Below are 26,586 nucleotides of genomic sequence, written 5' to 3'. Positions count from 1 at the left end.
GCGTCATATCGCGAACCCGCCTGATCGCGCGGTCTTCGGTAGTGGCTGCCGGTTCCCCACCACGGGGTAGACCGGCAGCTTCGATCGATGGCCGTAGCCGCATCCAGGCCGATGGTTTTCACGCTGTGATGTCGCGAAACAGCTGAAATGAATCCAGAGAGGCCATACGGACGCATATGTCTGTAGTTGAAATCGAAGACGGCGTATACGAATCGACCGCCGTGATCGACAACGGGAGCTTCGGCACCCGCACCATCCGTTTCGAAACCGGTCGGCTGGCCCAGCAGGCCGCCGGCTCCGCCGTCGCCTACCTCGACGACGAGACCATGTTGTTGTCGGCGACCACCGCCAGCAAGAACCCCAAGGACCACTTCGACTTCTTCCCGCTGACGGTCGACGTCGAAGAGCGCATGTATGCCGCGGGCCGCATCCCCGGCTCGTTCTTCCGCCGAGAGGGCCGCCCGTCCACCGACGCGATCCTGACCTGTCGGCTGATCGACCGCCCGCTGCGCCCGTCGTTCGTCGACGGCCTGCGCAACGAGATCCAGATCGTCGTCACCGTGATGTCGCTGGATCCCAACCAGCTCTACGACGTGGTGGCCATCAACGCCGCGTCGATGTCCACCCAACTGGCCGGGCTGCCGTTCTCCGGCCCCATCGGCGGTGTGCGGGTGGCGCTGGTCCCCGATGCCGGAGATGCAGGGGCTACCTGGGTGGCGTTTCCGACCGTCGAGCAGCTCGAGCGTGCGGTGTTCGACATGGTCGTCGCCGGCCGCGTCGTCGCGGGCACCGGCGAGCAGGACGACGAGGTCGCGATCATGATGGTCGAGGCCGAGGCCACCGACAACGTCATCGAACTGATCGAGGGTGGCGCCCAAGCCCCGACGGAATCCGTTGTCGCCGAAGGGCTCGAGGCCGCCAAACCGTTCATCAGGACCCTGGTGCGTGCCCAGCAGGAGCTGGCCGAGCGCGCCGCCAAGCCGGTCGGCGAATACCCGGTGTTCCCCGAGTACGCCGACGACGTCTACGACGCCGTGTCCGCGGTGGCCAACGACGCGCTGGCCGAGGCGCTGACCATCCCCGGCAAGCAGGAGCGCAACGACCGCACCGATGAGATCAAGGCCGAGGTGCTCGAGCGACTGGGCGAGCAGTATGAGGGCCGCGAGAAGGAGATCGGCGCCGCATTTCGGTCGTTGACCAAGAAGCTTGTGCGCCAACGCATCTTGACCGACCATTTCCGCATCGACGGTCGCGGTGTCACCGACATCCGCGCGTTGAGCGCGGAGGTGGCCGTGGTGCCGCGCGCACACGGCAGCGCCCTTTTCGAGCGCGGCGAGACGCAGATCCTCGGTATCACCACGCTGGACATGATGAAGATGGCCCAGCAGATCGACTCGCTGGGGCCCGAAACCACCAAGCGCTACATGCACCACTACAACTTCCCGCCGTATTCGACCGGTGAGACCGGTCGCGTCGGTTCACCCAAGCGCCGCGAGATCGGTCACGGCGCGCTGGCCGAGCGGGCGTTGGTGCCGGTGCTGCCCAGCATCGAGGAGTTCCCGTACTCCATCCGTCAGGTGTCAGAGGCGTTGGGCTCCAACGGCTCGACGTCGATGGGCTCGGTGTGCGCGTCGACGTTGGCGCTGCTCAACGCGGGCGTGCCGCTGAAGGCGCCGGTCGCGGGCATCGCGATGGGTCTGGTGTCCGACGACGTCGAGGTCGAGGGGCCCTCCGGCACCACGATCGAACGCCGCTTCGTAGCGCTGACCGACATCCTCGGCGCCGAGGACGCATTCGGCGACATGGACTTCAAGGTGGCGGGCACCAAGGATTTCGTCACCGCGCTGCAGCTCGACACCAAGCTCGACGGCATCCCGTCGCAGGTGCTGGCAAGCGCGCTGGAGCAGGCCAAGGATGCCCGGCTGACGATACTCGAGGTGATGAACGAGGCGATCGACGGTCCCGACGAGATGAGCCCGTACGCGCCGCGGATCACCACGATCAAAGTGCCGGTGGACAAGATCGGCGAGGTGATCGGACCCAAGGGCAAGGTGATCAACCAGATCACCGAGGAAACCGGTGCGCAGATCTCCATCGAGGACGACGGCACCGTGTTCGTCGGCGCCACCGACGGCCCGTCGGCGCAGGCCGCCATCGACAAGATCAACGCGATCGCCAACCCGCAGCTGCCCAAGGTCAGCGAGCGGTTCCTCGGCACGGTGGTGAAGACCACTGACTTTGGAGCTTTCGTCTCGCTGCTGCCCGGCCGTGACGGGCTGGTGCACATCTCCAAGCTCGGCAAGGGCAAGCGCATCGCGAAGGTCGAAGACGTGGTCAAGGTCGGCGACAAGCTGCGCGTGGAGATCGCCGACATCGACACTCGGGGCAAGATCTCGCTGATCCTCGTCGAAGACGACTCGGAGGAATCCGACTCGGAGACCGCACCGGCAGATGCCACCACGGGCAGCAGCTAGGGCGTTGCGCCGGGTCGGAGATGACGCGGAGTCTTCGACCCGGGACCTTTTCACCGTTCGCCGCACGCTCCTGCCCGGAGGGCTGCGCGTGGTCACCGAATACCTGCCGTCGGTGCATTCGGCGTCGGTCGGGGTGTGGGTGGACGTGGGGTCCCGAGACGAGGGACCGACCGTGGCCGGTGCCGCGCACTTTCTTGAGCACCTGCTGTTCAAGTCGACCCCGACGCGCACGGCCGTCGACATCGCCCAGGCCATGGACGCCGTCGGGGGAGAGTTCAACGCCTTCACGGCCAGGGAGCACACCTGCTACTACGCCCACGTGCTGAACACCGACCTGGAGCTGGCCGTCGACCTGGTCGCGGACGTGGTGCTGCGCGGCCGGTGCGCGCAAGACGACGTCGAGGTCGAACGCGATGTCGTGCTCGAGGAGATCGCGATGCGCGACGACGACCCCGAGGACACGCTCGGCGACGTCTTCCTCTCGGCGATGTTCGGCACGCATCCGGTCGGCAGGCCGGTGATCGGCAGCGTCGACTCGGTCTCGGCGATGACCCGCGCGCAACTGCATTCGTTTCATCTTCGCCGCTACACACCGCAGCGGATGGTGGTGGCGGTCGCCGGAAAGGTCGACCACGACGACGTTGTCACGTTGGTGCGCAACTACTTCGGGCCGCGACTGGTCCACGGCCGCGACCCCGTGCCGCCGCGTAAGGGCACCGGCCGCGTAGGCGGACAGCCGAGCCTGCGACTGGTCAGTCGCGACGCCGAGCAGACCCATCTGTCGCTGGGTGTGCGCACGCCGGGGCGCCACTGGGAACACCGATGGGCGCTGGCGGTGCTCAACAACGCGCTGGGTGGCGGGCTCAGTTCGCGCCTGTTCCAAGAGATCCGCGAGCGCCGCGGGTTGGCGTACTCGGTGTATTCGACCGTCGACACCTTCTCCGACAGCGGTGCGCTGTCCGTCTACACCGCGTGCCTGCCCGAGCGGTTCGACGACGTGGTCCGGGTGACCACCGATGTACTGCAGGAGGTGGCGCGCGACGGCATCACCGAGGCGGAGTGCCGGATCGCGAAAGGCTCGCTGCGCGGCGGGCTGGTTCTCGGGCTCGAGGACTCGGGCTCGCGAATGAACCGCCTCGGCCGCAACGAACTGAATTTCGGCGAACACCGCACCATCGAACAGACCCTCGCCAAGATCGACGCCGTGACCGTCGACGAGGTGAACGCGGTGGCGCGCCGGCTTCTGACCCGGCCCTACGGTGCGGCGGTCCTGGGTCCGCAACGGTCGAAAAGAACGTTGCCGCAGCCGCTTCGGGCGATCGCGGGCTGATCACCTACGCTGGGGTCGATGACTCGACTCTCTCGGCGCCGCGCGCTGATCGGCGGGATGACCATCATCGCGACCGCGGCGACCGCGCCCAAACTCGCGATCGCCGACCCGGGCTTGCCCATCGAGGCCCAGATCGCGGCGCTGGAACGACGCCACAACGCGGTGATCGGTGTCTACGCCTCGAACCTGGATTCACCCCGGACGGTGGCGCACCGGGCACAGGAGCGGTTCGCGATGTGCTCGACGTTCAAGACCTACGCGGCCGCGCGGGTGTTGCAGATGGCGGACCGCGGCGAATTGTCGCTGGAGCAATCCCTGTTCGTCGACCCCAAGGACATCCTGATCAACTCGCCGATCACCGAAGCGCGGGCCGGCGGCGAGTTGACGCTGGCCGAGCTGTGTCAGGCGGCGCTACAACGCAGCGACAACACCGCAGCCAACATGCTGCTGGCGACGCTGGGCGGCCCGCAGGCCATCACCACGTTCGCGCGCAGCATCGGGGACGCGGAGTCCCGGCTGGACCGCTGGGAGACCGCGTTGAACTCGGCGATCCCCGGCGACCCGCGGGACACCAGCACACCGCGGGCGCTCGGCAACGGCTACCGCAACCTACTAGCCGGCGACGCCCTGGCCCCACCGCAACGCAGTCTCCTCGAGGACTGGATGCGCGCGAACCAGACGTCGAGCATGCGGACGGGTCTTCCAGACGGGTGGACCAACGCGGACAAGACCGGCAGCGGCGATTACGGCAGCACCAACGACGTGGGCATCGCCTACGGACCCGAAAATCAGCGGGTGCTGTTCGCGCTGATGACCCGTTCGCAGACAAGCGATCCGAACGCGCAAGGGCTGCGCCCGCTGATCGGCGAGCTGACGAGTGTTGTGCTGCCGGCACTGTTGGCCTGACAAAACCAGCGCCACCCGACCTCCCCTCCTGGCCGGGGGCTAACTGGTTTGAGCGGCCGCCCCCCACGCGTATGAAGCGCCAGCCGCTGGAACAACGCTATGACAAACGTCGCGTGGAGGAATCGGGCGAAACCCTATGTTTCTGACCCGTTGACCCTTATGTCAGCAAACTCACGGCCGCCGGATCGGGCCTCAGACCAGCAAAGATGCCGGATCGGTGTGCGGTATACCGAGGGCGCGGGCCACTTCCTCGGACAGCAGCGCACCGTCGTGGCTGGTCAGTCCGTTGGCCAGCGCGGGATCGGCTCGGCAGGCCGCCTGCCAGCCCAGATCGGCCAATCTGAGGACATAGGGCACGGTGGCGTTGGTCAAGGCGAACGTCGACGTGCGCGGCAGCGCCCCGGGCATGTTGGCCACGCAGTAGAAAACGGCGTCGTGGACCGTGAACGTGGGGTCGTCATGGGTGGTGGGTCGCGAGTCCTCGAAGCATCCGCCCTGGTCGATCGCGATGTCGACGAGCACGGCGCCGGGCCGCATGCGCGCGACGGTGGCGTTCGTGACCAGCTTGGGCGCCCTGGCTCCGGGAACCAGCACCGCGCCGATCACCAGGTCGGCGCGGCGGACCGCGTCGTCGAGGTCCAACGGCGAGGAGTACCGGGTCTGGATGCGGCCGCCGGACTCGGCGTCCAGCGTTCGCAACCTGTTCAGGTCGACGTCGAAGACCGTGACGTGCGCGCCCATCCCGGCGGCGACGCGGGCGGCGTTGCACCCCGCTGTGCCCGCGCCGATCACGACGACCTCGGCGGGTGCCACCCCGGGCACGCCGCCCATCAGCACGCCGCGGCCGCCGTGGCTGCGCATCAGGTGGTAGGCCCCGACCTGGGCGCTCATCCGCCCGGCGACCTCGCTCATCGGCGCCAGCAGCGGTAGGGCACCGTCGGCGGTGCGCACCGTTTCGTAGGCGATCGCGGTGACCCCGGAGGCCAGCAACACCTCGGCCAATGTCTTCGACGCCGCCAAATGCAGGAAGGTGAACAGCGTCTGGCCTCTGCGGATCCGGTGGAACTCGGGCTCGATCGGCTCCTTGACCTTCAAGACCAGGTCCGCTTCGGCCCACACCCGGTCCGCGCTGTTGATCAATTGGGCCCCAGCGCATTTGAGGTCCGCATCGGAGATGGCCGAACCTTCGCCCGCGCCGGTTTGCACGAGCACCTCGTGGCCGGCGCGGACCAACTCGGCGACCCCGGCCGGGGTGATGGCGACACGAAATTCGTTGTTCTTGATCTCGGTGGGCACCCCGACGCGCATGACCGCTCCTTCGACCGCTCGCTGAAGACAAGTATGAAGAAACGTCGGAATACCAGCAACAAATCCGGTGATACATCCATAGAATACGGTCATGAGCGTGGAAACTTCGACCGGTGCCGTGCATCGGCGGCGTCAGCCGAAGAATCTTCAACCCGCGGCCATCGACGACGTCGACCGCCGGATCCTCACCGCGCTGCATACCGACGCGCGGATCTCCAACAGCGCGCTGGCCGAGCAGGTCGGCATCGCGCCGTCGACGTGCCACGGCCGGGTTCGGCGCCTGCAGGAGATGGGGGTGATCCGCGGCTTCTACACCGACGTCGATCCGGCATCCATCGGTCTTCCGCTGCAGGCGATGATCTCGGTGAGCCTGCAGTCCAACGCGCGGGGCAAGATCCACCGCTTCATCGAGCAGGTCCGGCTCATGCCGCAGGTGATGGACGTCTACTTTCTGGCGGGCGCAGACGATTTCATCCTGCACGTCGCCGCGCGCGACATCGACGACCTTCGGTCGTTCGTCGTGGAGAACCTCAATGCCGACGCCGACGTGGCGGGCACCCAGACATCGCTGATCTTCGAGCATCTGCGCGGAGCCTCACCGCTGTAGCTCACCAAATCCGTTATGCACCGGTGAGTTCCGGATGAAACGCGGTCACCATCCGGCGTAGGCCGTCGCGCCAGTCCACCGTCGTTCGGGCACCGGTCAGCTCCTGCAACTTGGTGATGTCGACCGGGTTACCGCGCAGGGCCTGCTCGCTTTCTTCAAAGATCGGCTCACGGCCGACCAGCGAGCCGAGATGGGTGCACCACTCCTGAAGGCTGACCAGTTGGTCGCCTGCCCAGTTCAGCGTGGTCGCCGGGACGGACGCGACCTCGAGCAGTTTGGGGAGGGTGGCGATGATGTCGTCTTCGTGGATCGGGTTGTACCGCGCGGTATCACCAGGCGGCACGGGGATCGGCATCCCGGCGAGGATCATCTCCATGTGGAAGTAGGGCCAGCCGCCGTTGTCGCCGTACGGGACGTTGAGCCGGGCGATGGTGGTGGGCACACCGAGCGCGCGGGCCATCGACCGGGCGACGACTTCGCCGGCGATCTTGGAGATGGAATACGTTGGGAACAACGCCTTGTGGTTGTCACCGAGCGCGGCGCGTTCGGTGCGCGGCTCGTCGTCGGGCGGGTCGTAGACCGCTGCCGACGAGCAGTGCAGAAAAGCCACGGCGTCGGGACAGTGCGCCATGAGCAGGCCGACCGACTCCGCGTTGGCGGCCAGGTCCTTGTCCCATCTGCCGCTTTTGGCGACGGCGAAGTTGAGGACGTAGTCGAAATCCGCGGGCACCCCGGTGAAATCACCGGCGGCCAGGTTGACGGTCACGCACCGCACGCCTGCCAGTTCGAGACGGTCACGGGCGGCGGGGTCGGTGAACCGGGCGATGCCCCAGACCTGGTTGTCCGCCGAAAGCGCTTGGGCGACCGGCGACGCCACCTGACCGGTCACACCCGAGATCAGGATCTTCGCGTCGCGCATGCGGTGATGGTAAGCACCGCCACGGCGCGCCGTCGTCGCTTTCGTCGTCTGGCGGGGATCAAACATTCGTTCGATATGCCGGTCGAAACTGAAGATATTGCGCGAGATGTCGCCCGAAATGCGAGCACAAGCTCAGATTCGGCGGCCAGGCAGGTGTCGATAAGGTGTCTGCATGCGGGTCGGAGTGCTGGGAGCCAAAGGCAAGGTGGGCGCCACGATGGTGGAGGCGGTCCAGGCCGCCGAGGACCTGACGTTCACTGCCGGCGTCGATGCCGGCGACCCGCTGAGCCAACTGGCCGACGCCGATACGGACGTGGTGATCGACTTCACCCATCCCGAAGCGGTGATGGACAATCTGAAGTTCTTGATAGACAACGGCATTCACGCTGTCGTCGGCACCACCGGCTTCACCGACGAACGCTTGTCCCAGGTCAGGACGTGGTTGGCCGAAAAGCCGGATGTCGCGGTGCTGATCGCGCCCAACTTCGCGATCGGCGCGGTGCTCTCGATGCACTTCGCCCGCCAGGCCGCCCGCTTCTTCGGATCCGTCGAGGTCATCGAACTGCACCATCCGCACAAGGCCGACGCGCCGTCGGGCACCGCCGTGCGGACGGCCCGGCTGATCGCCGAGGCGCGAAAAGGCATGCCGCCAAACCCCGATGCCACCAGCACGGCCCTGGACGGGGCGCGGGGCGCGGACGTCGACGGGATCCCGGTGCACTCCGTGCGGCTCGCAGGCCTCGTCGCGCACCAGGAGGTGTTGTTCGGCACCCAGGGGGAGACGCTGACGATCAGGCACGACAGCATCGACCGGACGTCCTTTGTGCCCGGTGTCCTGTTGGCGGTGCGCCAGGTGGCCGCCCGCCCGGGGCTGACGATCGGCATCGAGCCCCTGCTCGACCTGGGATGACCGAGGGCGGGCGCGTCCTGCGCATGCAGCTGCTGATCGGCTTCATGTGCGTGGCGTTGGTCGTCTACTTCCTGCTGCTCGGCCGCATCGCGATGGCGTTCATCGGCACCGGCGAGACCGCCGCCATCGGCCTGGGGCTTGCGTTGATGGCCTTTCCGATGATCGGGGTGTGGGCGATGGTCAGCACGCTGCGTAGCGGGCTGACGCATCAGCGCCTGGCGCGCATCATCAACGAAGACGGAATGGAACTCGACATCAGCTCGCTGCCGCGGATGGCCTCGGGACGAATCCGGCGCGAGGCGGCCGACGAGTTGTTCGTCACCGTGCGCAAAGAATTGGAGAACGACCCGGACAACTGGCGGCGCTGGTATCGGCTGGCGCGCGCGTATGACTACGCGGGTGACCGCCGACGCGCGCGCGAGGCGATGAGGAAGGCGGTCGACATGGAGGCGCGCTCAACGTGACCAAGACGCTGCTCGTCGTGCACCACACCCCCTCGCCTGCCACCCGCGAACTGTTGGAGGCCGTCCTCGAGGGCGCCAGGGACCCCGGCATCAGCGGCGTCGATGTCGAGGTTCGTCCTGCGTTGGCCGCGACGCTGCCCGACATGCTCGGCGCCGACGGCTACCTGTTCGGCACCACCGCCAACTTCGGCTACATGAGCGGGGCCCTCAAGCACTTCTTCGACACCGTCTACTACCCGAGCCTCGATCACGTCGCCGGCCGGCCGTACGGGCTGTGGGTGCACGGCAATAACGACACCGCGGGGGCGGTCAACGCGGTAGAAAAGCTGGCGACCGGGCTTGCGCTCGCCAAGTCCGCCGACGCGCTGGAAATCGTCGGCGGCATCGACCGCGAGGCACGTGAGCGCGCCTACGAGCTCGGCGGCACCCTGGCCGCGACACTGATGGAAGGATAGACATGCCGGGAATCGCCGAATTGGCCTTGGGCGCAGCACCGATCGCCGGTGGTGCCATGCTGGGCGTGATCGCGGGCAACCTCAAACCGCCCGACGTCCGCGGCCAGCTCATGAAGGATTTCGACCTGTTGGAACGCATTCCGCCGGAGCAGGTGGAGCGGCGGGCCCGGCTGCAGGCCAGCATCGATCAGCGCATCGACGACCTGATCTCGGCCGGGGAGCGCAGCCGCGAACTGCGCGAAGCGGCGTTGTCGTACAAGGGCAACTGGCGCGACATCGTGGTGTTCTTGTGCGCGGTGCTGTTCACCATCGTGTGGTGGAACGTCAGCCACGACCGGTCCAACTGGCTGATCATGTTCGTCGCGATGATCGTGCTGTCCGTCGCGGCAGGCATCTACGCGGGACGGGGCGTTTTGCGCGCAATGCGAACGTTCCTGCGCAGGCAGGACGACGACCCTCAGTAGTGGTAGGTGTCCGACGGCGCCGGAATGTGTGCGGGGTCGTCGATGTCGTCGAACTCGGACACCTCGATGCCGTAGGCGCGCGCCAGATCCAAGATCTTGTTCGCCCGGGCGATGCGGGGCAGATCGGAGCCGTTGCGGATTTCGCCGCCGTCGCGCTCGAACTCGATGAAAAACTCCTTGGCCCAAGCGATTTCATCAGGTGACGGGGACAGCCCCTCATTTACCGTCACGCACTGCTCGGGGGTGAGGCAGATCTTGCCGGTCATGCCGAACTCGACCGATACCGCAGTGGCCTCGCTGAGCACCAGCGCGCTGTGCCCGACGGTCGGCCCGTCGATCGCGCTCGGCAGGTGTGCGGCCTTGGCGGCGATGGTGAATCGGGACCGGGCGTAGGCGAGCGTGGTGGGGTTCTCGCCGAACCCCGTGTCGCGGCGGAAATCTCCGATCCCGAACGCGAGCCGGAAGGTGCCCTTGGCGGCGGCGATCTCGGTGATGCGCTCCAGCCCGCGCGCCGTCTCCACCAGCGCGACGATCGGGACGTTGGGCAGCCGGTTGGCGGTTTCGGTGACGTGGTCGACGGACTCGACCATGGCCAGCATCACGCCGCCAACCGATGTGCCGGCCAGCATCTCCAGGTCGTCGGCCCACCACGGTGTGCCGAAACCGTTGATGCGTACCCAGTCACTGTGGCCCTCCGACAGCCACCGGACCACGTTGTCGCGGGCGGTCACCTTGTCCTTGGGGGCGACCGCATCCTCGATGTCGAGGACCACGATGTCGGCGCGCGACTTCGCCGCGGGCTCGAACCGCTCGTACTGCGCGCCGTTCACCAGCAGCCAGCTGCGGGCGAGCACCGGATCGATGCGGAACCCGACCTCACTGCCGGCCGGTTGGTCAGGCGGTTCCTGGTCGTGCATCTAATAATCGTCGCGCATCGCTCCGCAGCGGTCGCGCCAGGGTCGGTCGAAGGGTCAGTTCGGCAGCGCCGTCTTGAACAGGCCCTGAAGCGCCACCCAGTGCCGTTCGGCGGCCTCGGGATCGTAGGGCGCGTTGTCGGGCACGGCGAACCCGTGGCCGGCCGGATAGAACTCGACGGTGTGGGTGACGTTCGCGTCGGTCAGCGCCTGGTCCAGGATCTCGGCGTGGCGGGGCGTGAAGCCCTGGTCATTGGCGGCGCCGGCGACGTAGACGGTGGCCTTGATCCGGTCGGCGAGCAGGTGCGGGCTGGTGGGCTCGTCGGTGACCAGTCCGCTGGCGTGAAACGATCCCGCCGCGGCGACCCGGTCGGGTACCCGGCCGGCCACGATGATCGACGTGCGCCCGCCCATGCAGTAGCCGCACACGCCGAACGCGTCGCCCTTGACCTCCGGGCGCGCGGCCAGGAAGTCGAAGAACGCCTCGGCGTCGGCGGCCATCATGTCGGGCGTGATGCTGCCGATCATCCGGAACAGCCGTGCGCGGTCCTTGGGATCGTTGAAGACCGTCTTCATGTCGAACGGCTCCCACTCGCCGTGGCGGTAGTACACGTCGGGCAGCAGCACGGCGTGCCCGAAACCGGCGAGCCGGGCGGCCATGTCCTGGAAGAGGTCGCGCACCCCGCCGGCGTCGACGTACATGACGACGCCGGTCCACGGGCCGCTGCCGTTGGGGGTGTGCAGGGTGACGGGGCAGGTGCCGTCTGCGGTGGTGACGGTCGTGGAGATAGTCGGCATGGCTTCCGTTCTACTCGTTGGTTTCGGACTAGGCTGGCGGACGTGCCGATCGCAACGCCCTACGAGGATCTTCTGCGCCTGGTGCTCGAGCATGGCACGCCGAAATCCGACCGCACCGGCACCGGCACCCGCAGCGTGTTCGGCCATCAGATGCGCTACGACCTGTCCGCCGGCTTTCCGTTGATCACCACCAAGAAGGTGCACACCAAATCGGTCGTCTACGAGCTGCTGTGGTTTCTGCGCGGCGATTCCAACGTCCGGTGGTTACAGGAGCACGGCGTCACCATCTGGGACGAATGGGCAAGTGAGACAGGTGATCTCGGGCCGGTCTACGGCGTGCAATGGCGATCGTGGCCGACCCCGTCGGGCGAGCACGTCGACCAGATCAGCGCCGCGCTGGATCTGCTCAAGACCGACCCCGATTCGCGTCGCATCATCGTCTCGGCGTGGAACGTCGGCCAGATCGCTCAGATGGCACTGCCGCCGTGCCACGCGTTCTTCCAGTTCTACGTCGCCGACGGCAGGCTGAGCTGCCAGCTCTACCAGCGCAGCGCCGACCTGTTCCTCGGCGTGCCGTTCAACATCGCCAGCTACGCGCTGCTGACCCACATGATGGCCGCGCAGGCCGGGCTGGACGTCGGCGAGTTCATCTGGACCGGCGGCGACTGCCACATCTACGACAACCATGTCGAGCAGGTGCGGCTGCAGCTCAGCCGCGAGCCGCGCCCCTATCCGGAACTCGTTCTGGCGCCGCGGGATTCGATCTTCGACTACACCTACGAGGACATCGCGATCCTCAACTACGATCCGCATCCGGCGATCAAGGCGCCCGTGGCTGTATGAGGTGGGTCGGGCTGATCTGGGCCCAATCGACCTCCGGGGTCATCGGCCGCGACGGCGGCATTCCGTGGCGGCTGCCCGAGGATCAGGCCAGGTTCAAAGAGCTGACCATGGGACACACCGTGGTGATGGGCCGGTTGACCTGGGAGTCGCTGCCGGCCAAGGTGCGTCCGCTGCCGGGCCGGCGCAACGTCGTGCTCACCCGTCGCGCCGACTATGCGGCCGACGGCGCCGATGTGGTCGCGAACCTCGACGACGCGCTCACCGACGAGACCACTTGGGTGATCGGTGGGGCGGAGGTCTACGCGGCCGCATTGCCGGTGGCCACGCGCTGTGAGGTCACCGAGGTGGAGATCGACCTGCCACGTCGAGACGGCGATGCGGTCGCGCCCGTCCTCGACGAGGGCTGGGTCGGCGCGGCCGGGGAGTGGCAGACCAGCAGGTCGGGGCTGCGCTACCGGTTCTACACCTACGAGCGCGCCTGACAGCCGCCCAGAAGTGTCGGTGGCGTCCTGCAGGATGGCGACGTGGCGACCAGACTCACGGCTGCCCAGGCGCGCCGCATCGCCGTCGCGGCGCAGGGCTTCGCCGAGCCCCGACCGCAAGGCCCGGTCAGCCGCGCCCACCTGCGCCGGCTGATCTCGCGCATCCAGGTGCTGCAGCTGGATTCGGTGTCGGTGTCGGTGCGGGCCCACTACGCGCCGGTGTTCAGCCGGCTCGGGCCGTATGACCGCGACGCGCTGGATCGGGCCGCATGGAGCCACACCACCCGCTCGCCGCGGCTGCTGGTCGAGTACTGGGCGCACGAGGCCGCGCTGATGGCCGTCGAGGACTGGCCATTGCTGCGCTGGCGGATGCGCGAGTACACCCACGGCCGGTGGGGGACCCACATCGTCAAGAACAACCTGCGGCTGGCGGAGAAAATCCTCGCGGCCGTCGAGGAGCTCGGGCCGTCGACGGCCGGGCAGATCGAGGCGCACCTGGGGGCCGAACAGCGCGGCCGCAAGGGGCCCTGGTGGGACCGCAGCGACACCAAATGGGTGACCGAGGCGCTGTTCGCCTCGGGGCGGTTGACGACGGCCACCCGGGTGGGCTTCGCGCGGCACTACGACCTCACCGAACGGGTGCTGCCCGCGGAGGTCGTCGCCCGGGAAGTGGCCGACGACGACGCGGTGCGGCAGCTGGCGTTGCGCGCGGCCGGCGCGCTGGGGGTGGCCACCGAGGCCGACATCCGCGACTACTTCCGGCTCTCGCCGCGGCAGTCCAAACCGGCGGTCGCCGAGCTGGTGGCCGAGGGCGAGCTGGAGGCCGTCGAGGTGAAGGGGTGGCAGGCGCCCGCGTATCTACGGACCGGCCAGAAGGTGCCGCGGCGAGACCGGGGCACCGCGCTGCTGTGCCCGTTCGACCCGTTGATCTTCTTCCGGCCGCGGGTCGAGCGGCTGTTCGACGGATTTCGGTTTCGCATCGAGATCTATACGCCGGCGGCCAAGCGCCAGTACGGGTACTACGTGTGGCCGTTTCTGCTCGACGGCATGCTGGTCGGGCGCGTCGACCTGAAGGCCGACCGGGCCAGCGACGCGCTGCACGTCGTCGGCGCCTTCGCCGAGCCGGGAGAGCAGCCGTCGCGGGTGGCCGGGCCGCTGGCAGGTGAGCTGCGCACGATGGCGGCGTGGCTGGGCCTGTCTGAGGTCACCGTGGGGACCAGGGGCGAGCTGGCCGCGCCGCTCGCGGCGGTCCTGCGCTGAACCTAGACGCAGTCCGCGCAGATGGTCTGACCGCCGGTCTTCAGCGCCAGCCGGCTTCGGTGCTGCACCAGGAAGCAGCTCGAGCAGGTGAACTCGTCGGACTGCTTCGGCAGCACCCGGACGGTCAGCTCCTCACCCGAAAGGTCGGCGCCGGGCAGGTCGATCGAATCGACGGGATCGCCGTCGTCGACATCCAGCACTGCGACGTCGACCTGGCGCCGCCGCGCGGCGATCTCCTGAACCGACTCATCGGTGACGTCGTCGGTGTCCTTGACGCGAGGTGCGTCGTAATCCGTGGACATTTGGTCACGCTCCTCATCGCTGTTGCGAACAGTGCTTGGTTAACACCGGCTGGGATCCGCTTTGTTCCCCGTCCGGCGCGGGTTGAAACCCGAGTCGGCAGAACCACCTCCCGAGCAGGCCAAAGCCGCCGCGTTAGGGTGAGCGCGTGGCCGAGACCACGCCGCTACGCGTGCAACTGATCGCCAAGACGGAGTTTCTGGCGCCCCCGGACGTGCCTTGGAGCACCGACGCCGAGGGCGGGCCTGCGCTGGTGGAGTTCGCCGGCCGGGCCTGCTACCAGAGTTGGTCCAAGCCCAATCCGCGCACCGCGACCAACGCCGCCTACGTGCGGCACATCATCGACGTCGGGCACTTCTCGGTGCTCGAGCACGCGTCGGTGTCGTTCTACATCACCGGCATCTCCCGGTCGTGCACCCACGAGCTGACCCGGCACCGCCACTTCTCCTTCTCGCAGCTGTCCCAGCGCTATGTCCCCGAGCACGACTCGCAGGTGGTGGTGCCGCCCGGAATGGAGGACGATCCGAAACTGTTGGAGATCTTCACCGCTGCCGCGGATGCCAGCCGCGCGGCCTACGTGGAGCTGCTGACGAGGCTGGAGGCGAAGTTCACGGGTGATCAGCCCGGGGAGAAGCTGGGCACGCTGCGCCGCAAACAGGCCCGTCAGGCCGCTCGCGCGGTGCTGCCGAACGCGACCGAGACGCGCATCGTGGTTACCGGAAACTACCGCGCCTGGCGGCATTTCATCGCCGTGCGGGCCAGCGAACACGCCGACGTGGAGATTCGCCGGCTCGCCGTCGAATGCCTGCGCCAGTTGGTCGGCGTGGCGCCGCAGGTGTTCGCCGATTTCGAGATCGCCACGTTGGCGGATGGGACGGAGGTCGCCACGTCGCCGCTAGCCACGGAGGCGTAGCCGGAGCTGGCCAGACTCAGCCACGGAGGCGTAGGTAGCCATCGGCTGAATTTCGGGGTCGAGCGAGTATCTTAGTGCCGTGAGTACCAGCGCATTAGACGTCACCGGCCAGGTGGGTACCGTGCTGACCGCGATGGTGACTCCGTTCAAGCCCGACGGGTCCCTGGACACCGCGACCGCGGCGCGGCTGGCGAACCGCCTGGTAGACGCCGGCTGCGACGGGTTGGTGCTCTCCGGCACCACCGGTGAGTCCCCGACGACGACCGACGACGAGAAAGTCACGCTGGTGCGCACCGTACTGGAGGCCGTCGGTGACCGCGCCCGGATCATCGCCGGGGTGGGCACCTATGACACCGCGCACAGTGTGCGGCTGGCGAAGGCGTGCGCCGCCGAGGGTGCACACGGGCTGCTGGTGGTGACGCCGTACTACTCCCGGCCGCCGCAGTCGGGTCTGGTGGCGCACTTCACCGCGGTGGCCGATGCGACGCCACTGCCGGTGGTGCTCTACGACATTCCGCCGCGCTCCATCGTGCCGATCACCTGGGACACGCTGCGCACGCTGGCCCAACATCCCAACATCGTCGCGGTCAAGGACGCCAAGGGCGATCTGCACGGCGGCGGGCAGATCATGGCCGAGACCGGGCTCGCGTACTACTCGGGCGACGACGCGCTGAACCTGCCGTGGCTGGCGATGGGCGCGGTCGGTTTCATCAGCGTGTGGGGCCACATGGCCGCCAGCCAGCTCCGAGACATGCTGACCGCGTTCAATTCTGGTGACATGACCACGGCGCGCAAGATCAGCGTCACCCTCGGGCCGCTCAACAGCGCCCAGACCAGGCTCGGCGGGGTGACCTTGGCCAAGGCGGCGTTGCGGCTGCTGGGCTTCGAAGCAGGTGATCCGCGGCTGCCGCAGATGCCTGCCACCGCCGCGCAACTCGAGGAGCTGGCCGCGGACATGCGGGCGGCTGCGGTGCTGCGGTAGTGAACGAAGAACTTCAGCCACCGGGACCACTGGCCCCAGGTGCGCTGCGGGTCACCGCGCTGGGTGGGATCAGCGAAATCGGCCGCAACATGACGGTTTTCGAGCATCTGGGCCGGTTGCTGATCGTCGACTGCGGTGTGTTGTTCCCGAACCACGACGAGCCGGGCGTCGACCTGATCCTGCCGGACCTGCGCCTCATCGAGAACCGGCTCGACGAGGTGGAGGCGCTGGTCCTGACCCACGCCCATGAGGACCACATCGGCGCGATCCCGTTTCTGCTCAAGCTGCGGCCCGACATCCCGGTCGTCGGGTCGAAGTTCACGCTCGCGCTGGTCGCCGAGAAGTGCCGCGAGCACCGCATCAAGCCGATCTTGGTCGAAGTCGCTGCCGGACAGCGCAGTACGCACGGCGTGTTCGAATGCCAGTACTTTCACGTCAACCATTCGATTCCCGGATGTCTGGCGATCGCGATCCACACGGGCGCGGGCACCGTGTTGCACACCGGCGACATCAAGCTCGACCAACTGCCGCTCGACGACAAGCCGACCGACTTGCCGGGCATGTCGCGGCTCGGCGACGCCGGGGTGGACCTGTTCCTCTGCGACTCGACGAACTCCGAGATCCCCGGGGTGGGGCCGTCGGAGAGTGAGGTCGGCCCGACACTGCACCGGCTGATCCGGGGCGCGACCGGCCGGGTGATCGTCGCCTGTTTCGCGTCGAATGTCGATCGGGTGCAACAGATCATCGATGCGGCGGTGGCGCTGGGCAGGCAGGTGTCGTTCGTCGGGCGCTCGATGGTGCGCAACATGGGCATCGCCCGCGAACTGGGTTATCTGCGTGTCGACGACAACGACGTGCTCGACATCGGTGCGGCCGAGATGATGCCGCCCGAGCGGGTCGTGCTCATCACCACCGGAACGCAGGGCGAGCCGATGTCGGCGCTGTCGCGGATGTCGCGCGGCGAACACCGCAGCATCACGCTGACCGCGGGCGACCTGATCATCCTGTCGTCGTCGCTGATTCCCGGCAACGAGGAGGCCGTCTACGGCGTGATCGACGCGCTGGCGAAGATCGGCGCTCGCGTCGTAACCAATCAGCAAGTGCGCGTGCATGTGTCAGGTCACGCCTACTCCGGTGAGCTGCTGTTCCTGTACAACGCGGTGCGGCCGCGCAACGTGATGCCGGTGCACGGCACGTGGCGGATGATGCGCGCCAACGCGGCGCTGGCGGCGCGCACCGGCGTCGACCCCGACGCGGTCATGCTCGCCGAGAACGGGGTCAGCGTCGACCTGGCGGGCGGCCGCGCCTCGATCGCCGGGGCGGTGCCGACCGGGAAGATGTTCGTCGACGGCCTGGTCACCGGCGATGTCGGAGACGCCACACTGGGCGAACGGCTCATCCTGTCCTCGGGTTTCGTCGCGGTGACGGTAGTGGTGCACCGCGGCACCGGGCGGGCGGCCGCGCCGGCGCATCTGCACTCGCGCGGGTTCTCCGAGGACCCCAAGGCGCTCGAACCCGTGGCGCGCAAGGTCGAAGAGGAGCTGGAAGCCCTGGCCCGCGACAACGTCACCGACGTCGCGCGGATCGCCCAGGCGGTGCGCCGCACGGTCGGCAAGTGGGTGGGCGAAACCTACCGTCGTCAGCCGATGATCGTGCCGACCGTCATCGAGGTCTGAGTCCTCTGCGCCGAAATAGCATTCCGGGTCGTTGAACCGACGAAATCGCGACCGTGGCTGCTATTTCGGCGCCGCGACCGGCGGCCTCAGCGCTTGTTGACCGAGCCGGCATCCACCGGCAGCGCCACCCCGGTCACATAACGCGCCGAATCGGAAACCAGCCACGCCACCGCGTTGGCGATGTCCTCGGCCTGCAGCACCTGCACCGGCAACGCGTTACCCATCTCCTGCGGCGTCTTCTCGGCGATGCTGCCCAACCACTGCCGCGTGGCCTCGTTGTTGATCATCGGGGTGTCCACGCCGGCCGGATGCACCGAGTTGACCCGGATGCTGTGTTGGGCAAGCAGATTCGCGTAGATCCGCATCAACCCGACGATGCCGTGCTTGGCCGCCACGTACCCGATCGCGCCGGGATCGTCGCTGCCGACGCCGATCAGCCCGGCCACCGAACTGGTGAGCACGATCGACCCGCCCTCGCCCTGCTCCACCAGCGTCGGGATCGCGACCTCGACGGTGTGGTGCACCCCGGTGAGGTTGACGTCGATGACGTCGCGCCAGCCGTCGGCGCCGGACTGCATGGGTGCGATGCCGGCGTTGGCGACCACGATGTCGAGTCGCCCGAGCTCGTCGACCCCGGACTGCAGCGCTGAGGCCAACCCGGCCTGATCGCGAACGTCGGCCTGGCGCGCCACGATTCGCGCGCCGGTGTCCTCGACGAGCTTGACGGTCAGCGCGAGATCGTCAGCTGTGGCAAGGGGATAGGGCACCGAGCCGATCTGCGCGCAGATGTCGACCGCGATGATGTGGGCGCCTTCGGACGCCAGCTTGACCGCCTCCGCGCGGCCCTGCCCGCGAGCCGCGCCCGTGATGAAGGCGACCTTGCCGTCGAGGGAGCCCATCAGCTGCGCAGCTGCCCCTTGGTGGGATCTCCTGCGACGACGGGTTGCAGCATCTTGATGTCGGGTGCCCCGTCCAGATGCTCGCCGACCGTGCCGAACAGTGTCGCGACGGCGGGCGCGGCGCTGTGGGCCTGCAGCGCGTCGGCATCGGCCCACTGTTCGACGAACACGAACGTCCCGTCGGCCTCGTGCAACGCGTAGAGCTCGCAGCCGGGTTCCTGATGCACCGCCTCGACGGCCTTCTTGCAGGCATCGCGCACGGTGTCCACGGACTCCGGCTTGGCGGTCATGGTTGCGACGACGACGATCGGCATGGGCGATGAACTCCTCGATGAGTGCTGCTGGACGAGTGCACAGCCTACTGCCCGTCGTTCAGAGCACGTCCACCCAGATCGTGAACGCGGCCACCGCCACCGCCAGCGCGACCAGCCCGACGGTGTCCGGCGTCGACAACCGGTTGGCCTCCGTGCGGCTCAGCCGGACCTCGCGGGCGATGAGGAACAACGGAAACGTCACGCTGATCGCGATCAGGAATCCGCCGACGATGTAGGCCCACACGTACTTCACGCCGTGCTTGCGGGCCTCGGCCACCATGAGGACCGCGGCGGCGAGCAGGAACAGCGCGATGTCGGCGGTGATCGACCGCGACGCCGGGTTGGCCTTGGTGTCCTCCCAGAACACCCGCAGCAGGTCGGCACCGTGGCCGGAGTAGGCCAGGTTCTGGCTCCAGGTCGCTATCAGGGCGGCGACGGCAATGGCGGCGTAAACACCGCAAAGCACCTTGCTGGACGTGGGCATACCGGCCCGGATATCGCTGGCGGTCATGTTTCGGCACGGTATGCCTGCTCGGTGCTGAACAGATACCCTTTTGTGACCAGTGTGGCAGATGTTGTATCTGGGACTATTGCGACTAGGCTTGCAGGCATGGCTAGTAAGACCGCCGCGCGCTCTGGCACCCGTTCGACCATGTCAAAGACCGGTTCGCGGAGCGGGTCACGGTCGGCGCCGCGACGCAGGCCGGCATCGCGCCGCAATCCGTCGCCGGTCGCGACCGCCGGTGCCGCGGTGGGCCGCGGTGTCCGCGCGGGCTGGCTGATGCTGGCCAAGGGTGTCGGGTCGACGGCCCGGTCGGTGGGCCGCGCGCGTGACCTCGAGCCCGGCCATCGTCGCGACGGGATCGCGCTGGCCCTGCTGGGCGTCGCGGTGGTGATCGTCGCGAGCTCCTGGTTCGACGCGGCCCGACCTGTCGGGGAGTGGATCGACACCTTCCTGCGGGTGCTCGTCGGTTCGGCGGTGGTGGTGTTGCCGATCGTGCTGGTTGCGGTGGCGGTGCTGCTGATGCGCACCGAGCCGGACCCCGACGCCCGGCCCCGGCTGGTGCTCGGTGCGGCGATGGTCGCGCTGCCCGCACTCGGCCTGTGGCACCTGTGGGCCGGCTCGCCCGCCGATCCCGCGGCCCGTCAGCACGCCGCCGGGTTCTTCGGGTTCGCCATCGGCGGCCCGCTCTCCGACGGGCTCACCGCATGGATCGCCGCGCCGCTGCTGTTCATGGGTTCGTTGTTCGGTGTCCTGCTGGTGACGGGCACCACGATCCGTGAGGTCCCGTCGACGTTGCAGATGATGTTCTCCACGCGCGGTTTCCGCGGCGAGCATGACGACGACGAATACGACGACGTCGACTTCGCCGCGCAGCCCGAGGATTTCTCCGACGGCTACTACGACGACCCCGCCGGCTACAGCGACGACGGGGCCCAGCCGTGGCCGACCGGCACGCCGATGGACAACTACCCGATCGACGACGAGACGCCCACCGTCCCGGAGCCGGCCGCCCGCAGCCGCAAGAAGAAGCCCGCCAAGAAACAGGCGCAGGCCCTGGACCGCGTCGTCGACGGTCCCTACACGCTGCCGTCGCTCGACTTGTTGGTCATGGGTGATCCGCCCAAGCGGCGCAGCGCGGCCAACGACCGGATGGTCGACGCGATCAACGAGGTCCTGCAGCAGTTCAAGGTGAACGCCTCGGTCACCGGCTGCACCCGCGGCCCGACCGTCACCCGGTACGAGGTCGAGTTGGGACCCGGCGTCAAGGTCGAGAAAATCACTGCGCTGCACCGCAATATCGCCTACGCGGTCGCCACGGAGAGCGTGCGCATGCTCGCGCCGATCCCCGGCAAATCCGCGGTGGGCATCGAGGTGCCCAACACCGACCGGGAGATGGTGCGCCTGGCCGACGTGCTGACCGATCCGTCGACCCGTACCGACCACCATCCGTTGGTGATCGGTCTAGGCAAAGACATTGAGGGCGAATATATTTCGGCAAACCTCGCCAAGATGCCGCACCTGCTCGTGGCCGGCTCCACCGGGTCGGGCAAGTCGAGCTTCGTCAACTCGATGCTGGTGTCGCTGCTGGCGCGGGCGACACCCGAAGAGGTCAGGTTGATCCTGATCGACCCCAAGATGGTGGAACTCACGCCTTACGAAGGCATTCCGCACCTGATCACGCCGATCATCACCCAGCCGAAGAAGGCCGCCGCCGCGTTGGCGTGGCTGGTCGAGGAGATGGAGCAGCGCTACCAGGACATGCAGGCGTCGCGGGTGCGCCACATCGACGACTTCAACAAGAAGGTGCGGTCGGGGGAGATCACCGCCCCGCTGGGCAGCAACCGCGAGTACCGGCCCTACCCGTACATCGTGGCGATCGTCGACGAGCTGGCGGATCTGATGATGACCGCCCCGCGCGACGTCGAGGACGCCATCGTGCGCATCACCCAGAAGGCCCGCGCGGCAGGCATTCACCTGGTGCTGGCCACCCAGCGCCCGTCGGTGGACGTGGTCACCGGCCTGATCAAGACGAACGTGCCGTCGCGGCTGGCGTTCGCGACGTCGTCGCTGACCGACAGCCGCGTGATCCTCGATCAGCAGGGCGCCGAGAAGCTGATCGGCATGGGCGACGGCCTGTTCCTGCCGATGGGCGCCAACAAGCCGATCCGGCTGCAGGGCGCGTTCGTCGGCGACGACGAGATCCACGCCGTGGTCACCGCCTGCAAGGAACAGGCCGAGCCCGAGTACACCGAGGGCGTCACCACCGCCAAGACCACCAGCGAGCGCACCGACGTCGACCCCGACATCGGCGACGACATGGACGTCTTCCTGCAGGCCGTCGAGCTGGTGGTGTCCAGCCAGTTCGGCTCGACGTCGATGCTGCAGCGCAAGCTGCGCGTCGGGTTCGCCAAGGCCGGGCGGTTGATGGACCTGATGGAGACCCGCAACATCGTCGGGCCCAGCGAGGGCTCCAAGGCCCGCGAGGTGCTGGTCAAGCCCGACGAGCTGGCGGCCACACTCGCGTCGATCCGCGGCGCCGACACGGGCGAGGACGACGAGTGATTTGTGTTCCGTCTAGGCGCGCGGAGCGCAGCAAAACGCACACAAATCGCTACAGCGTGAGCAGCATGCGCGTGTTGCCCAAGATGTTCGGCTTGACATAGGACAGGTCGAGAAACTCCGCGACACCGGTGTCGTAGGACCGGCACATCTCCTCGTAGACCTCCGCGGTCACCGGGGTGCCGTCGATCTCGGCGAAGCCGTGCTTGCTGAAGAACTCCACCTCGAAGGTGAGCACGAAGATGCGCTTGAGCCGCAGCTCCCTAGCCACTCCCAGGAGCCGGTCGACGATCGCGTGCCCGATGCCGCGGCCGAGGAACGTCGGGTGCACCGCCACGGTGCGCACCTCGCCGAGGTCCGACCACATCACATGCAGGGCTCCGCAGCCGATCACCTCGTCGTCGACCGCGGCCACCCAGAACTCCTGGACCGCCTCATACAGCGTCACCAGGTTCTTCTCCAGCAGGATTTTGCCGGCGTAGATGTCCACCAACGCTTTTATCGCGGGCACGTCCGACGCCCGGGCCCGCCGCACAACGACCCGACCGGAATCTGCGCTCACACGTGGAGAGTATCGGTTTGAGCAACCGATATTCTGTGGCGGTGCCGGGCCAACCTCATACTGATCCGCTGGTTCCGCGCGCCCGAGTGGCCAACATCGCGAACGTGCTCACCGGCGTGCGCATGGCGTTGGTTCCGGTGTTCCTGGTTTTGCTGTTCGTCGGTGACGGCCATGAAACCTTCTGGCGGGTAGCTGCATTCGTGGTGTTCACCGTCGCGGTGGTCACCGACCGGTTCGACGGCGCGTTGGCGCGCAGCTACGGCATGGTCACCGAGTTCGGCACCCTGGCCGATCCGATCGCCGACAAGGCCCTGATCGGCGCCGCGCTGATCGGGCTGTCACTCCTCGGCGATCTGCCGTGGTGGATCACGGTGCTGATCCTGGTGCGTGAGGTCGGCATCACGGTGCTGCGCTTCGCCGTGCTGCGGCACGGCGTCATCCCGGCCAGCCGCGGCGGCAAGCTCAAGACGCTGGTGCAGGGGGTGGCGATCGGCCTGTTCATCCTGCCGCTGTCCGGCCCCTTGCTGGCCGTCGCGTGGGTGGTGATGTGGGCCGCGGTCGTGTTGACCGTGCTCACCGGCATCGACTACGTCATCTCCGCGGCCAGGGATTCCCGAGCCCGGGCCTGATCTTCACAGCCGAATTCGCGCGGTTCGGGAACCATCCCGGCGGTGCATAGCGTTGCTTAGTAGGAACCCCGCGACTCGAGTTGATAAGGAGAGCACGATGACGGCATTGCTGCGCGAGGTGATCGGCGAGGTGCTGCGTCGTGCCCGCATCGAGCAGGGGCGCACGCTGCGCGAGGTGTCCGACACCGCCCGGGTCAGCCTCGGCTATCTGTCCGAGGTGGAACGCGGCCGCAAGGAAGCCTCCAGCGAACTGCTCAACGCCATCTGCGGTGCGCTGGACATCCCGTTGTCCCGGGTGCTCGCGGACGCCGGCGAGGAGATGGAGCGCGCAGAGCTGGCCGCGGTGGCCGGTGCCGGTGCCGCCAACATCGACGAGAGCACCAAAGTCGTCATTCCTCAGGTTGTGTCGATGGCTGTGGCCTGAGCCGGTTCCGACGACTGACTGGGTGTGGCGATCGGTGCCGACCCGATAGATTGGGCAGCACGGTGACCCGAGGCGCCGGCGAGTCCGAGACAACCACAGACACGAAGGCGGAATGATCCATGGCCAATCCGTTCGTCAAGGCGTGGCGCTACCTGATGGCGCTGTTCAGCTCCAAGGTCGACGAGTACGCCGATCCGAAGGTGCAGATTCAGCAGGCCATCGAGGAGGCGCAGCGCCAGCACCAGGCCCTGACGCAGCAGGCCGCCCAGGTCATCGGCAACCAGCGCCAGCTGGAGATGCGGCTCAACCGCCAACTGGCCGACATCGAGAAACTGCAGGTGAACGTCCGGCAGGCGCTGACGCTGGCCGACCAGGCCACCGCCGCCGGGGATGCCGCCAAGGCCACCGAATACAACAACGCCGCCGAGGCGTTCGCCGCCCAGCTGGTCACCGCCGAGCAGAGCGTCGAGGACCTCAAGACCCTGCACGACCAGGCGCTTCAGGCGGCCGCCCAGGCCAAGAAGGCCGTCGAGCAGAACGCGATGATGCTGCAGCAGAAGATCAGCGAGCGCACCAAGCTGTTGTCGCAGCTCGAGCAGGCCAAGATGCAGGAGCAGGTCAGCGCGTCGCTGCAGTCGATGAGCGAGCTCGCCGCGCCCGGCGCCACCCCCAGCCTCGACGAGGTGCGGCAGAAGATCGAACGCCGCTACGCCAACGCCATGGGGTCGGCCGAACTGGCCCAGAACTCGGTGCAGGGCCGGATGCTCGAGGTGCAGCAGGCCAGCGTGCAGATGGCAGGCCATTCCCGGCTGGAGCAGATCCGGGCGTCGATGCGCGGCGAGCAGCTGCCGGCCGGCGGCACCGCCACACCGGCGCAGGCACAACCGGCTGTCGATCAGCAGGCCAAGCCGGAAAACCCGCTGTCGCAGTAGTTTTCGTAGGGAAGCACAGTGAACCCACGCGCGAGTCGACCCGAGGCCTGGCGGTCCATGGTGCAGCGCGGCGTCGACACCGCGGCGGAGTGGTCCGATGTGCTGGCCGAAAGGCTGCATGCCGCATCCGATCCGCGCGCCAAATTGCTGCGCAAGCGGCGCTGGGCGCTGCGGCTGGCGCTGTTTTTCAGCGTGTCGTGCGTGTTCTGGATCGGGGTCACCGCGCTGCTGGCGGCGTGGAGCACGCCGTTTTGGGTGCTGTTCATCCCGACGCCCATCGCCGCGGGCGCGGCGTTCTTGGCGACCCTGGCGTTTCTGAGGTATCGCTGGCTGCGACGCGAGCCGTTGCCGCCGCGGCGATCCCGCGCGGCGCGCCGGCTGCCGCCGTGGGGCTCTGCTGCGCGGCAGCCGATGGCCGCGCTGGCCGCCTCCGAGCGCGGCTTCTTCTCGCTGCTGGGCGTCATGGAGCGGGGCCGCATGCTGCCGCCCGACGAACTGCGCGAGCTGACTTTCGCCGCCGATCAGACCGCCGCGACCATGGCGGCCACCGCCGCCGAGGTGGTGTCGATGGAGCGCGCCGTCCGCTCGGCGCCGCAGTCACGTACGCATCTGACCCCCACCATCCAGGCGTTCACCGCGCAGCTGCATCACGGTGCGCGGCAGTACAACGAAATGGTCAACGCCGCAGCGCAATTGGTCTCGGCGGTGAACTCTGGGCCGATGTCGAGCTCACCGATGTCGCAGCAGCGTTACCGCGACGAACTGTCCAACGCCACCGACAGGCTGGTCGGATGGGCGCAGGCTTTCGACGAACTGGGTCAGCTGCGCGGCGCGTAGCCTCAGATGTCGTGTGAGCTCGGCGGTCCCGACCGCGGGCCGTAGCGTTCGATGTACGCCTGGTGCACATGGGCCTTCTTACGGCGCGAGATCTCATCGACCAGGCCGGGGTCCAGGCCGTGTTTGGCCAACATGTGCCGGCGCCACACCTTGTTGAGGGCGTGCGAGAAGTAGACGAACGGAATCAGGATCGGCAGCGTCATCGACAGATGCACGACGAACGTCGTCGGGATCAACCAGAACGGCGCCAGCACCAGGAGCGCGGGAACGAAGACGCGGATCATCATGCGGCGCGTCGCACCCTCGCCGGCCAGGTCGTTGCGGACCCAGTCGCGCATCGAATCGGGCAGACGCCGGCCGTAGCTGTAGCCGATGTACTCCCAGAGGTTGGGCCGCGCGCGTGGTGTGGTGGTACTCATGTCGACCACCGATGCTACCGGCCGGCCCTCACATCCTCGGACGCAGTGACGGGAACACCGCGGCGACCAGCCCGCGGACCGTGCCCTTGAGGAAGTCCAGCGTGTCGAAGTAGTCGCGCCACAACGTGATGCGTCCGCCGTGCACCTCGAACACGCCGCATACCCAGAACTGGATGCGGATCGGCCCGAACTCCAACGCGTCGGTGCGCTCGGTCAGCACGGCGTTGCCTTCCGCGGCGATGCGGTGAATCTTGACCTCGAAGCCGAAACGGCCCTGGCCGCGCCGCAGCAGGCCGACGATGCGCTGCCGGCCGCGGATCGTGGGGTACCCGACGTTCTGCCACTCGATCCCGTCGGCGAGCGAGCTGTCCACGGTATCGAAATCCTCGTCCTGCAGCGCGTAGAGAAACGTCTCCACGGTGCGCACGTTGTCGAGGTCTGGTCTCAGTCCGGCAGCCTGGTCGGTCATGGTCGCCAGCCTAGTGCGCGGGCCCTGTGGCA

General features: G+C 67.8%; 30 protein-coding genes. 19 read left to right on the top strand and 11 right to left on the bottom strand.

What is annotated here, in order from left to right:
• The first annotated feature begins 176 nt into the window (after positions 1–176).
• From G6N28_RS01025 to bla, 3 genes are read left to right on the top strand one after another with little or no spacing between them, the layout of a single operon-like run.
• Positions 177–2,474: a polyribonucleotide nucleotidyltransferase gene (locus G6N28_RS01025; protein WP_163896633.1), complete on the top strand. Its 2,298-nt coding sequence runs from the start codon at positions 177–179 to the stop codon at positions 2,472–2,474.
• Positions 2,452–3,804: a M16 family metallopeptidase gene (locus G6N28_RS01020; RefSeq protein WP_163896632.1), complete on the top strand. Its 1,353-nt coding sequence runs from the start codon at positions 2,452–2,454 to the stop codon at positions 3,802–3,804. Before G6N28_RS01025 ends, G6N28_RS01020 begins: the two co-directional genes overlap by 23 nt.
• An 18-nt stretch (positions 3,805–3,822) precedes the next feature.
• Positions 3,823–4,710 carry a class A beta-lactamase gene (gene bla, locus G6N28_RS01015; RefSeq protein ID WP_163896631.1) on the top strand — a complete coding sequence of 296 codons (888 nt, stop codon included), beginning with the start codon at positions 3,823–3,825 and terminating at the stop codon, positions 4,708–4,710.
• Positions 4,711–4,902: 192 nt separating this feature from the next.
• On the opposite strand, the gene ald is transcribed toward bla, so the two are convergent.
• A complete protein-coding gene (gene ald, locus G6N28_RS01010) occupies positions 4,903–6,018 on the bottom strand; it encodes an alanine dehydrogenase (RefSeq protein ID WP_163896630.1) in 1,116 nt (371 codons plus the stop codon).
• A gap of 91 nt (positions 6,019–6,109) precedes the next feature.
• Here ald and G6N28_RS01005 point away from each other — a divergent pair, with 91 nt between their 5' ends.
• The gene (locus tag G6N28_RS01005) at positions 6,110–6,625 is read left to right on the top strand and encodes an HTH-type transcriptional regulator AldR (RefSeq protein ID WP_163896629.1); all 516 of its coding nucleotides are present in this window, start codon (positions 6,110–6,112) and stop codon (positions 6,623–6,625) included.
• 13 nt (positions 6,626–6,638) lie between these two features.
• Here G6N28_RS01005 and G6N28_RS01000 read toward each other — a convergent pair whose 3' ends face one another.
• Entirely contained in the window at positions 6,639–7,544 is a 906-nt protein-coding gene (locus G6N28_RS01000; protein WP_163896628.1) for an NAD-dependent epimerase/dehydratase family protein, read from the bottom strand.
• A 172-nt stretch (positions 7,545–7,716) separates the two neighbouring features.
• Here G6N28_RS01000 and dapB point away from each other — a divergent pair, with 172 nt between their 5' ends.
• The 4 genes from dapB to G6N28_RS00980 are packed head-to-tail and all read left to right on the top strand — an operon-like array spanning position 7,717 to position 9,837.
• Positions 7,717–8,454, top strand: a complete 738-nt coding sequence (gene dapB, locus G6N28_RS00995; protein ID WP_163896627.1) for a 4-hydroxy-tetrahydrodipicolinate reductase — start codon at positions 7,717–7,719, stop codon at positions 8,452–8,454.
• The gene (locus G6N28_RS00990) at positions 8,451–8,918 is read left to right on the top strand and encodes a tetratricopeptide repeat protein (protein ID WP_163896626.1); all 468 of its coding nucleotides are present in this window, start codon (positions 8,451–8,453) and stop codon (positions 8,916–8,918) included. Before dapB ends, G6N28_RS00990 begins: the two co-directional genes overlap by 4 nt.
• A complete protein-coding gene (locus tag G6N28_RS00985) occupies positions 8,915–9,373 on the top strand; it encodes a flavodoxin family protein (protein WP_163896625.1) in 459 nt (152 codons plus the stop codon). The genes G6N28_RS00990 and G6N28_RS00985 overlap by 4 nt, the downstream gene beginning before the upstream one ends.
• Before the next feature lie 2 nt (positions 9,374–9,375).
• A complete protein-coding gene (locus G6N28_RS00980; protein ID WP_163896624.1) occupies positions 9,376–9,837 on the top strand; it encodes a hypothetical protein in 462 nt (153 codons plus the stop codon).
• Here the strand turns inward: G6N28_RS00980 and G6N28_RS00975 are convergent.
• Positions 9,831–10,754, bottom strand: a complete 924-nt coding sequence (locus G6N28_RS00975) for an HpcH/HpaI aldolase/citrate lyase family protein (protein ID WP_163896623.1) — start codon at positions 10,752–10,754, stop codon at positions 9,831–9,833. The two genes, G6N28_RS00980 and G6N28_RS00975, sit on opposite strands and share 7 nt — an antisense overlap.
• A gap of 54 nt (positions 10,755–10,808) precedes the next feature.
• Complete coding sequence (locus G6N28_RS00970) at positions 10,809–11,549, bottom strand: dienelactone hydrolase family protein (RefSeq protein ID WP_163896622.1); 741 nt, start codon at positions 11,547–11,549, stop codon at positions 10,809–10,811.
• 42 nt (positions 11,550–11,591) lie between these two features.
• Here G6N28_RS00970 and G6N28_RS00965 point away from each other — a divergent pair, with 42 nt between their 5' ends.
• The 3 genes from G6N28_RS00965 to G6N28_RS00955 are packed head-to-tail and all read left to right on the top strand — an operon-like array spanning position 11,592 to position 14,134.
• On the top strand, positions 11,592–12,392 hold the full coding sequence (locus G6N28_RS00965; protein WP_163896621.1) for a thymidylate synthase: 801 nt from the start codon (positions 11,592–11,594) through the stop codon (positions 12,390–12,392).
• Positions 12,389–12,874 carry a dihydrofolate reductase gene (locus G6N28_RS00960; protein ID WP_163896620.1) on the top strand — a complete coding sequence of 162 codons (486 nt, stop codon included), beginning with the start codon at positions 12,389–12,391 and terminating at the stop codon, positions 12,872–12,874. Before G6N28_RS00965 ends, G6N28_RS00960 begins: the two co-directional genes overlap by 4 nt.
• Positions 12,875–12,916: 42 nt before the next feature.
• Positions 12,917–14,134 carry a winged helix-turn-helix domain-containing protein gene (locus G6N28_RS00955; protein ID WP_163896619.1) on the top strand — a complete coding sequence of 406 codons (1,218 nt, stop codon included), beginning with the start codon at positions 12,917–12,919 and terminating at the stop codon, positions 14,132–14,134.
• Between the two features lie 2 nt (positions 14,135–14,136).
• On the opposite strand, the gene G6N28_RS00950 is transcribed toward G6N28_RS00955, so the two are convergent.
• Entirely contained in the window at positions 14,137–14,436 is a 300-nt protein-coding gene (locus G6N28_RS00950; protein ID WP_163896618.1) for a DUF4193 domain-containing protein, read from the bottom strand.
• 146 nt (positions 14,437–14,582) lie between these two features.
• Between G6N28_RS00950 and thyX the strand changes: the two genes are divergently transcribed.
• From thyX to G6N28_RS00935, 3 genes are all read left to right on the top strand, one after another.
• Entirely contained in the window at positions 14,583–15,347 is a 765-nt protein-coding gene (thyX, locus tag G6N28_RS00945; RefSeq protein WP_163896617.1) for an FAD-dependent thymidylate synthase, read from the top strand.
• A 133-nt stretch (positions 15,348–15,480) separates the two neighbouring features.
• Complete coding sequence (gene dapA, locus G6N28_RS00940) at positions 15,481–16,329, top strand: 4-hydroxy-tetrahydrodipicolinate synthase (protein WP_235674708.1); 849 nt, start codon at positions 15,481–15,483, stop codon at positions 16,327–16,329.
• Positions 16,329–18,005, top strand: coding sequence for a ribonuclease J (locus G6N28_RS00935; RefSeq protein ID WP_163896615.1), 1,677 nt, complete (start codon positions 16,329–16,331; stop codon positions 18,003–18,005). Before dapA ends, G6N28_RS00935 begins: the two co-directional genes overlap by 1 nt.
• Before the next feature lie 86 nt (positions 18,006–18,091).
• Here the strand turns inward: G6N28_RS00935 and G6N28_RS00930 are convergent, their stop codons facing one another.
• Genes G6N28_RS00930 through G6N28_RS00920 form a run of 3 tightly spaced genes read right to left on the bottom strand, consistent with a single transcriptional unit; the run spans position 18,092 to position 19,729 of the window.
• The gene (locus G6N28_RS00930) at positions 18,092–18,904 is read right to left on the bottom strand and encodes a mycofactocin-coupled SDR family oxidoreductase (RefSeq protein ID WP_163896614.1); all 813 of its coding nucleotides are present in this window, start codon (positions 18,902–18,904) and stop codon (positions 18,092–18,094) included.
• On the bottom strand, positions 18,904–19,218 hold the full coding sequence (locus G6N28_RS00925) for a putative quinol monooxygenase (protein WP_064892535.1): 315 nt from the start codon (positions 19,216–19,218) through the stop codon (positions 18,904–18,906). Before G6N28_RS00925 ends, G6N28_RS00930 begins: the two co-directional genes overlap by 1 nt.
• Positions 19,219–19,276: 58 nt before the next feature.
• A complete protein-coding gene (locus G6N28_RS00920; RefSeq protein WP_046753652.1) occupies positions 19,277–19,729 on the bottom strand; it encodes a DUF2834 domain-containing protein in 453 nt (150 codons plus the stop codon).
• Between the two features lie 99 nt (positions 19,730–19,828).
• Between G6N28_RS00920 and G6N28_RS00915 the strand changes: the two genes are divergently transcribed.
• Positions 19,829–22,285, top strand: coding sequence for an FtsK/SpoIIIE family DNA translocase (locus tag G6N28_RS00915; RefSeq protein ID WP_179961997.1), 2,457 nt, complete (start codon positions 19,829–19,831; stop codon positions 22,283–22,285).
• A 49-nt stretch (positions 22,286–22,334) separates the two neighbouring features.
• Here G6N28_RS00915 and G6N28_RS00910 read toward each other — a convergent pair whose 3' ends face one another.
• The gene (locus G6N28_RS00910; RefSeq protein ID WP_163896612.1) at positions 22,335–22,844 is read right to left on the bottom strand and encodes an amino-acid N-acetyltransferase; all 510 of its coding nucleotides are present in this window, start codon (positions 22,842–22,844) and stop codon (positions 22,335–22,337) included.
• Positions 22,845–22,885: 41 nt separating this feature from the next.
• Here G6N28_RS00910 and pgsA point away from each other — a divergent pair, with 41 nt between their 5' ends.
• The 4 genes from pgsA to pspM all read left to right on the top strand — a co-directional run bounded on the left by pgsA (position 22,886) and on the right by pspM (position 25,666).
• On the top strand, positions 22,886–23,473 hold the full coding sequence (gene pgsA / locus G6N28_RS00905) for a CDP-diacylglycerol--glycerol-3-phosphate 3-phosphatidyltransferase (protein ID WP_163896611.1): 588 nt from the start codon (positions 22,886–22,888) through the stop codon (positions 23,471–23,473).
• Positions 23,474–23,570: 97 nt separating this feature from the next.
• Positions 23,571–23,897, top strand: coding sequence for a transcriptional regulator ClgR (clgR, locus tag G6N28_RS00900; RefSeq protein WP_163896610.1), 327 nt, complete (start codon positions 23,571–23,573; stop codon positions 23,895–23,897).
• A 119-nt stretch (positions 23,898–24,016) separates the two neighbouring features.
• Positions 24,017–24,829 (top strand): phage shock protein PspA, encoded by an 813-nt coding sequence (gene pspA / locus G6N28_RS00895; protein WP_163896609.1) that lies wholly within the window; start codon positions 24,017–24,019, stop codon positions 24,827–24,829.
• Between the two features lie 18 nt (positions 24,830–24,847).
• Entirely contained in the window at positions 24,848–25,666 is an 819-nt protein-coding gene (pspM, locus tag G6N28_RS00890) for a phage shock envelope stress response protein PspM (protein WP_179961996.1), read from the top strand.
• Positions 25,667–25,668: 2 nt separating this feature from the next.
• On the opposite strand, the gene G6N28_RS00885 is transcribed toward pspM, so the two are convergent.
• Complete coding sequence (locus G6N28_RS00885; RefSeq protein WP_163896608.1) at positions 25,669–26,085, bottom strand: DUF5313 domain-containing protein; 417 nt, start codon at positions 26,083–26,085, stop codon at positions 25,669–25,671.
• 28 nt (positions 26,086–26,113) lie between these two features.
• Positions 26,114–26,554 (bottom strand): limonene-1,2-epoxide hydrolase family protein, encoded by a 441-nt coding sequence (locus G6N28_RS00880; protein ID WP_163896607.1) that lies wholly within the window; start codon positions 26,552–26,554, stop codon positions 26,114–26,116.
• Positions 26,555–26,586 lie beyond the last annotated feature (32 nt).

This window comes from Mycolicibacterium pulveris (assembly GCF_010725725.1).
Taxonomy (GTDB): Bacteria; Actinomycetota; Actinomycetes; order Mycobacteriales; family Mycobacteriaceae; genus Mycobacterium; species Mycobacterium pulveris.
This window is presented reverse-complemented; position numbering and strand designations above follow the sequence as displayed.

Bases quoted from the DNA above. Each gene is read 5' to 3' on its own strand.
- G6N28_RS00990 (WP_163896626.1), top strand. From the start codon at position 8,451: ATGACCGAGGGCGGGCGCGTCCTGCGCATGCAGCTGCTGATCGGCTTC.
- G6N28_RS00970 (WP_163896622.1), bottom strand. From the start codon at position 11,549: ATGCCGACTATCTCCACGACCGTCACCACCGCAGACGGCACCTGCCCC.
- G6N28_RS00920 (WP_046753652.1), bottom strand. From the start codon at position 19,729: ATGACCGCCAGCGATATCCGGGCCGGTATGCCCACGTCCAGCAAGGTG.
- G6N28_RS00915 (WP_179961997.1), top strand. From the start codon at position 19,829: ATGGCTAGTAAGACCGCCGCGCGCTCTGGCACCCGTTCGACCATGTCA.
- dapB (WP_163896627.1), top strand. From the start codon at position 7,717: ATGCGGGTCGGAGTGCTGGGAGCCAAAGGCAAGGTGGGCGCCACGATG.
- G6N28_RS00980 (WP_163896624.1), top strand. From the start codon at position 9,376: ATGCCGGGAATCGCCGAATTGGCCTTGGGCGCAGCACCGATCGCCGGT.
- G6N28_RS01005 (WP_163896629.1), top strand. From the start codon at position 6,110: ATGAGCGTGGAAACTTCGACCGGTGCCGTGCATCGGCGGCGTCAGCCG.
- G6N28_RS00880 (WP_163896607.1), bottom strand. From the start codon at position 26,554: ATGACCGACCAGGCTGCCGGACTGAGACCAGACCTCGACAACGTGCGC.
- dapA (WP_235674708.1), top strand. From the start codon at position 15,481: ATGGTGACTCCGTTCAAGCCCGACGGGTCCCTGGACACCGCGACCGCG.
- clgR (WP_163896610.1), top strand. From the start codon at position 23,571: ATGACGGCATTGCTGCGCGAGGTGATCGGCGAGGTGCTGCGTCGTGCC.
- G6N28_RS00960 (WP_163896620.1), top strand. From the start codon at position 12,389: ATGAGGTGGGTCGGGCTGATCTGGGCCCAATCGACCTCCGGGGTCATC.
- bla (WP_163896631.1), top strand. From the start codon at position 3,823: ATGACTCGACTCTCTCGGCGCCGCGCGCTGATCGGCGGGATGACCATC.
- G6N28_RS01000 (WP_163896628.1), bottom strand. From the start codon at position 7,544: ATGCGCGACGCGAAGATCCTGATCTCGGGTGTGACCGGTCAGGTGGCG.
- G6N28_RS00885 (WP_163896608.1), bottom strand. From the start codon at position 26,085: ATGAGTACCACCACACCACGCGCGCGGCCCAACCTCTGGGAGTACATC.
- G6N28_RS01025 (WP_163896633.1), top strand. From the start codon at position 177: ATGTCTGTAGTTGAAATCGAAGACGGCGTATACGAATCGACCGCCGTG.
- ald (WP_163896630.1), bottom strand. From the start codon at position 6,018: ATGCGCGTCGGGGTGCCCACCGAGATCAAGAACAACGAATTTCGTGTC.
- G6N28_RS00930 (WP_163896614.1), bottom strand. From the start codon at position 18,904: ATGGGCTCCCTCGACGGCAAGGTCGCCTTCATCACGGGCGCGGCTCGC.
- G6N28_RS00925 (WP_064892535.1), bottom strand. From the start codon at position 19,218: ATGCCGATCGTCGTCGTCGCAACCATGACCGCCAAGCCGGAGTCCGTG.
- G6N28_RS00975 (WP_163896623.1), bottom strand. From the start codon at position 10,754: ATGCACGACCAGGAACCGCCTGACCAACCGGCCGGCAGTGAGGTCGGG.
- G6N28_RS01020 (WP_163896632.1), top strand. From the start codon at position 2,452: ATGCCACCACGGGCAGCAGCTAGGGCGTTGCGCCGGGTCGGAGATGAC.
- pspA (WP_163896609.1), top strand. From the start codon at position 24,017: ATGGCCAATCCGTTCGTCAAGGCGTGGCGCTACCTGATGGCGCTGTTC.
- G6N28_RS00950 (WP_163896618.1), bottom strand. From the start codon at position 14,436: ATGTCCACGGATTACGACGCACCTCGCGTCAAGGACACCGACGACGTC.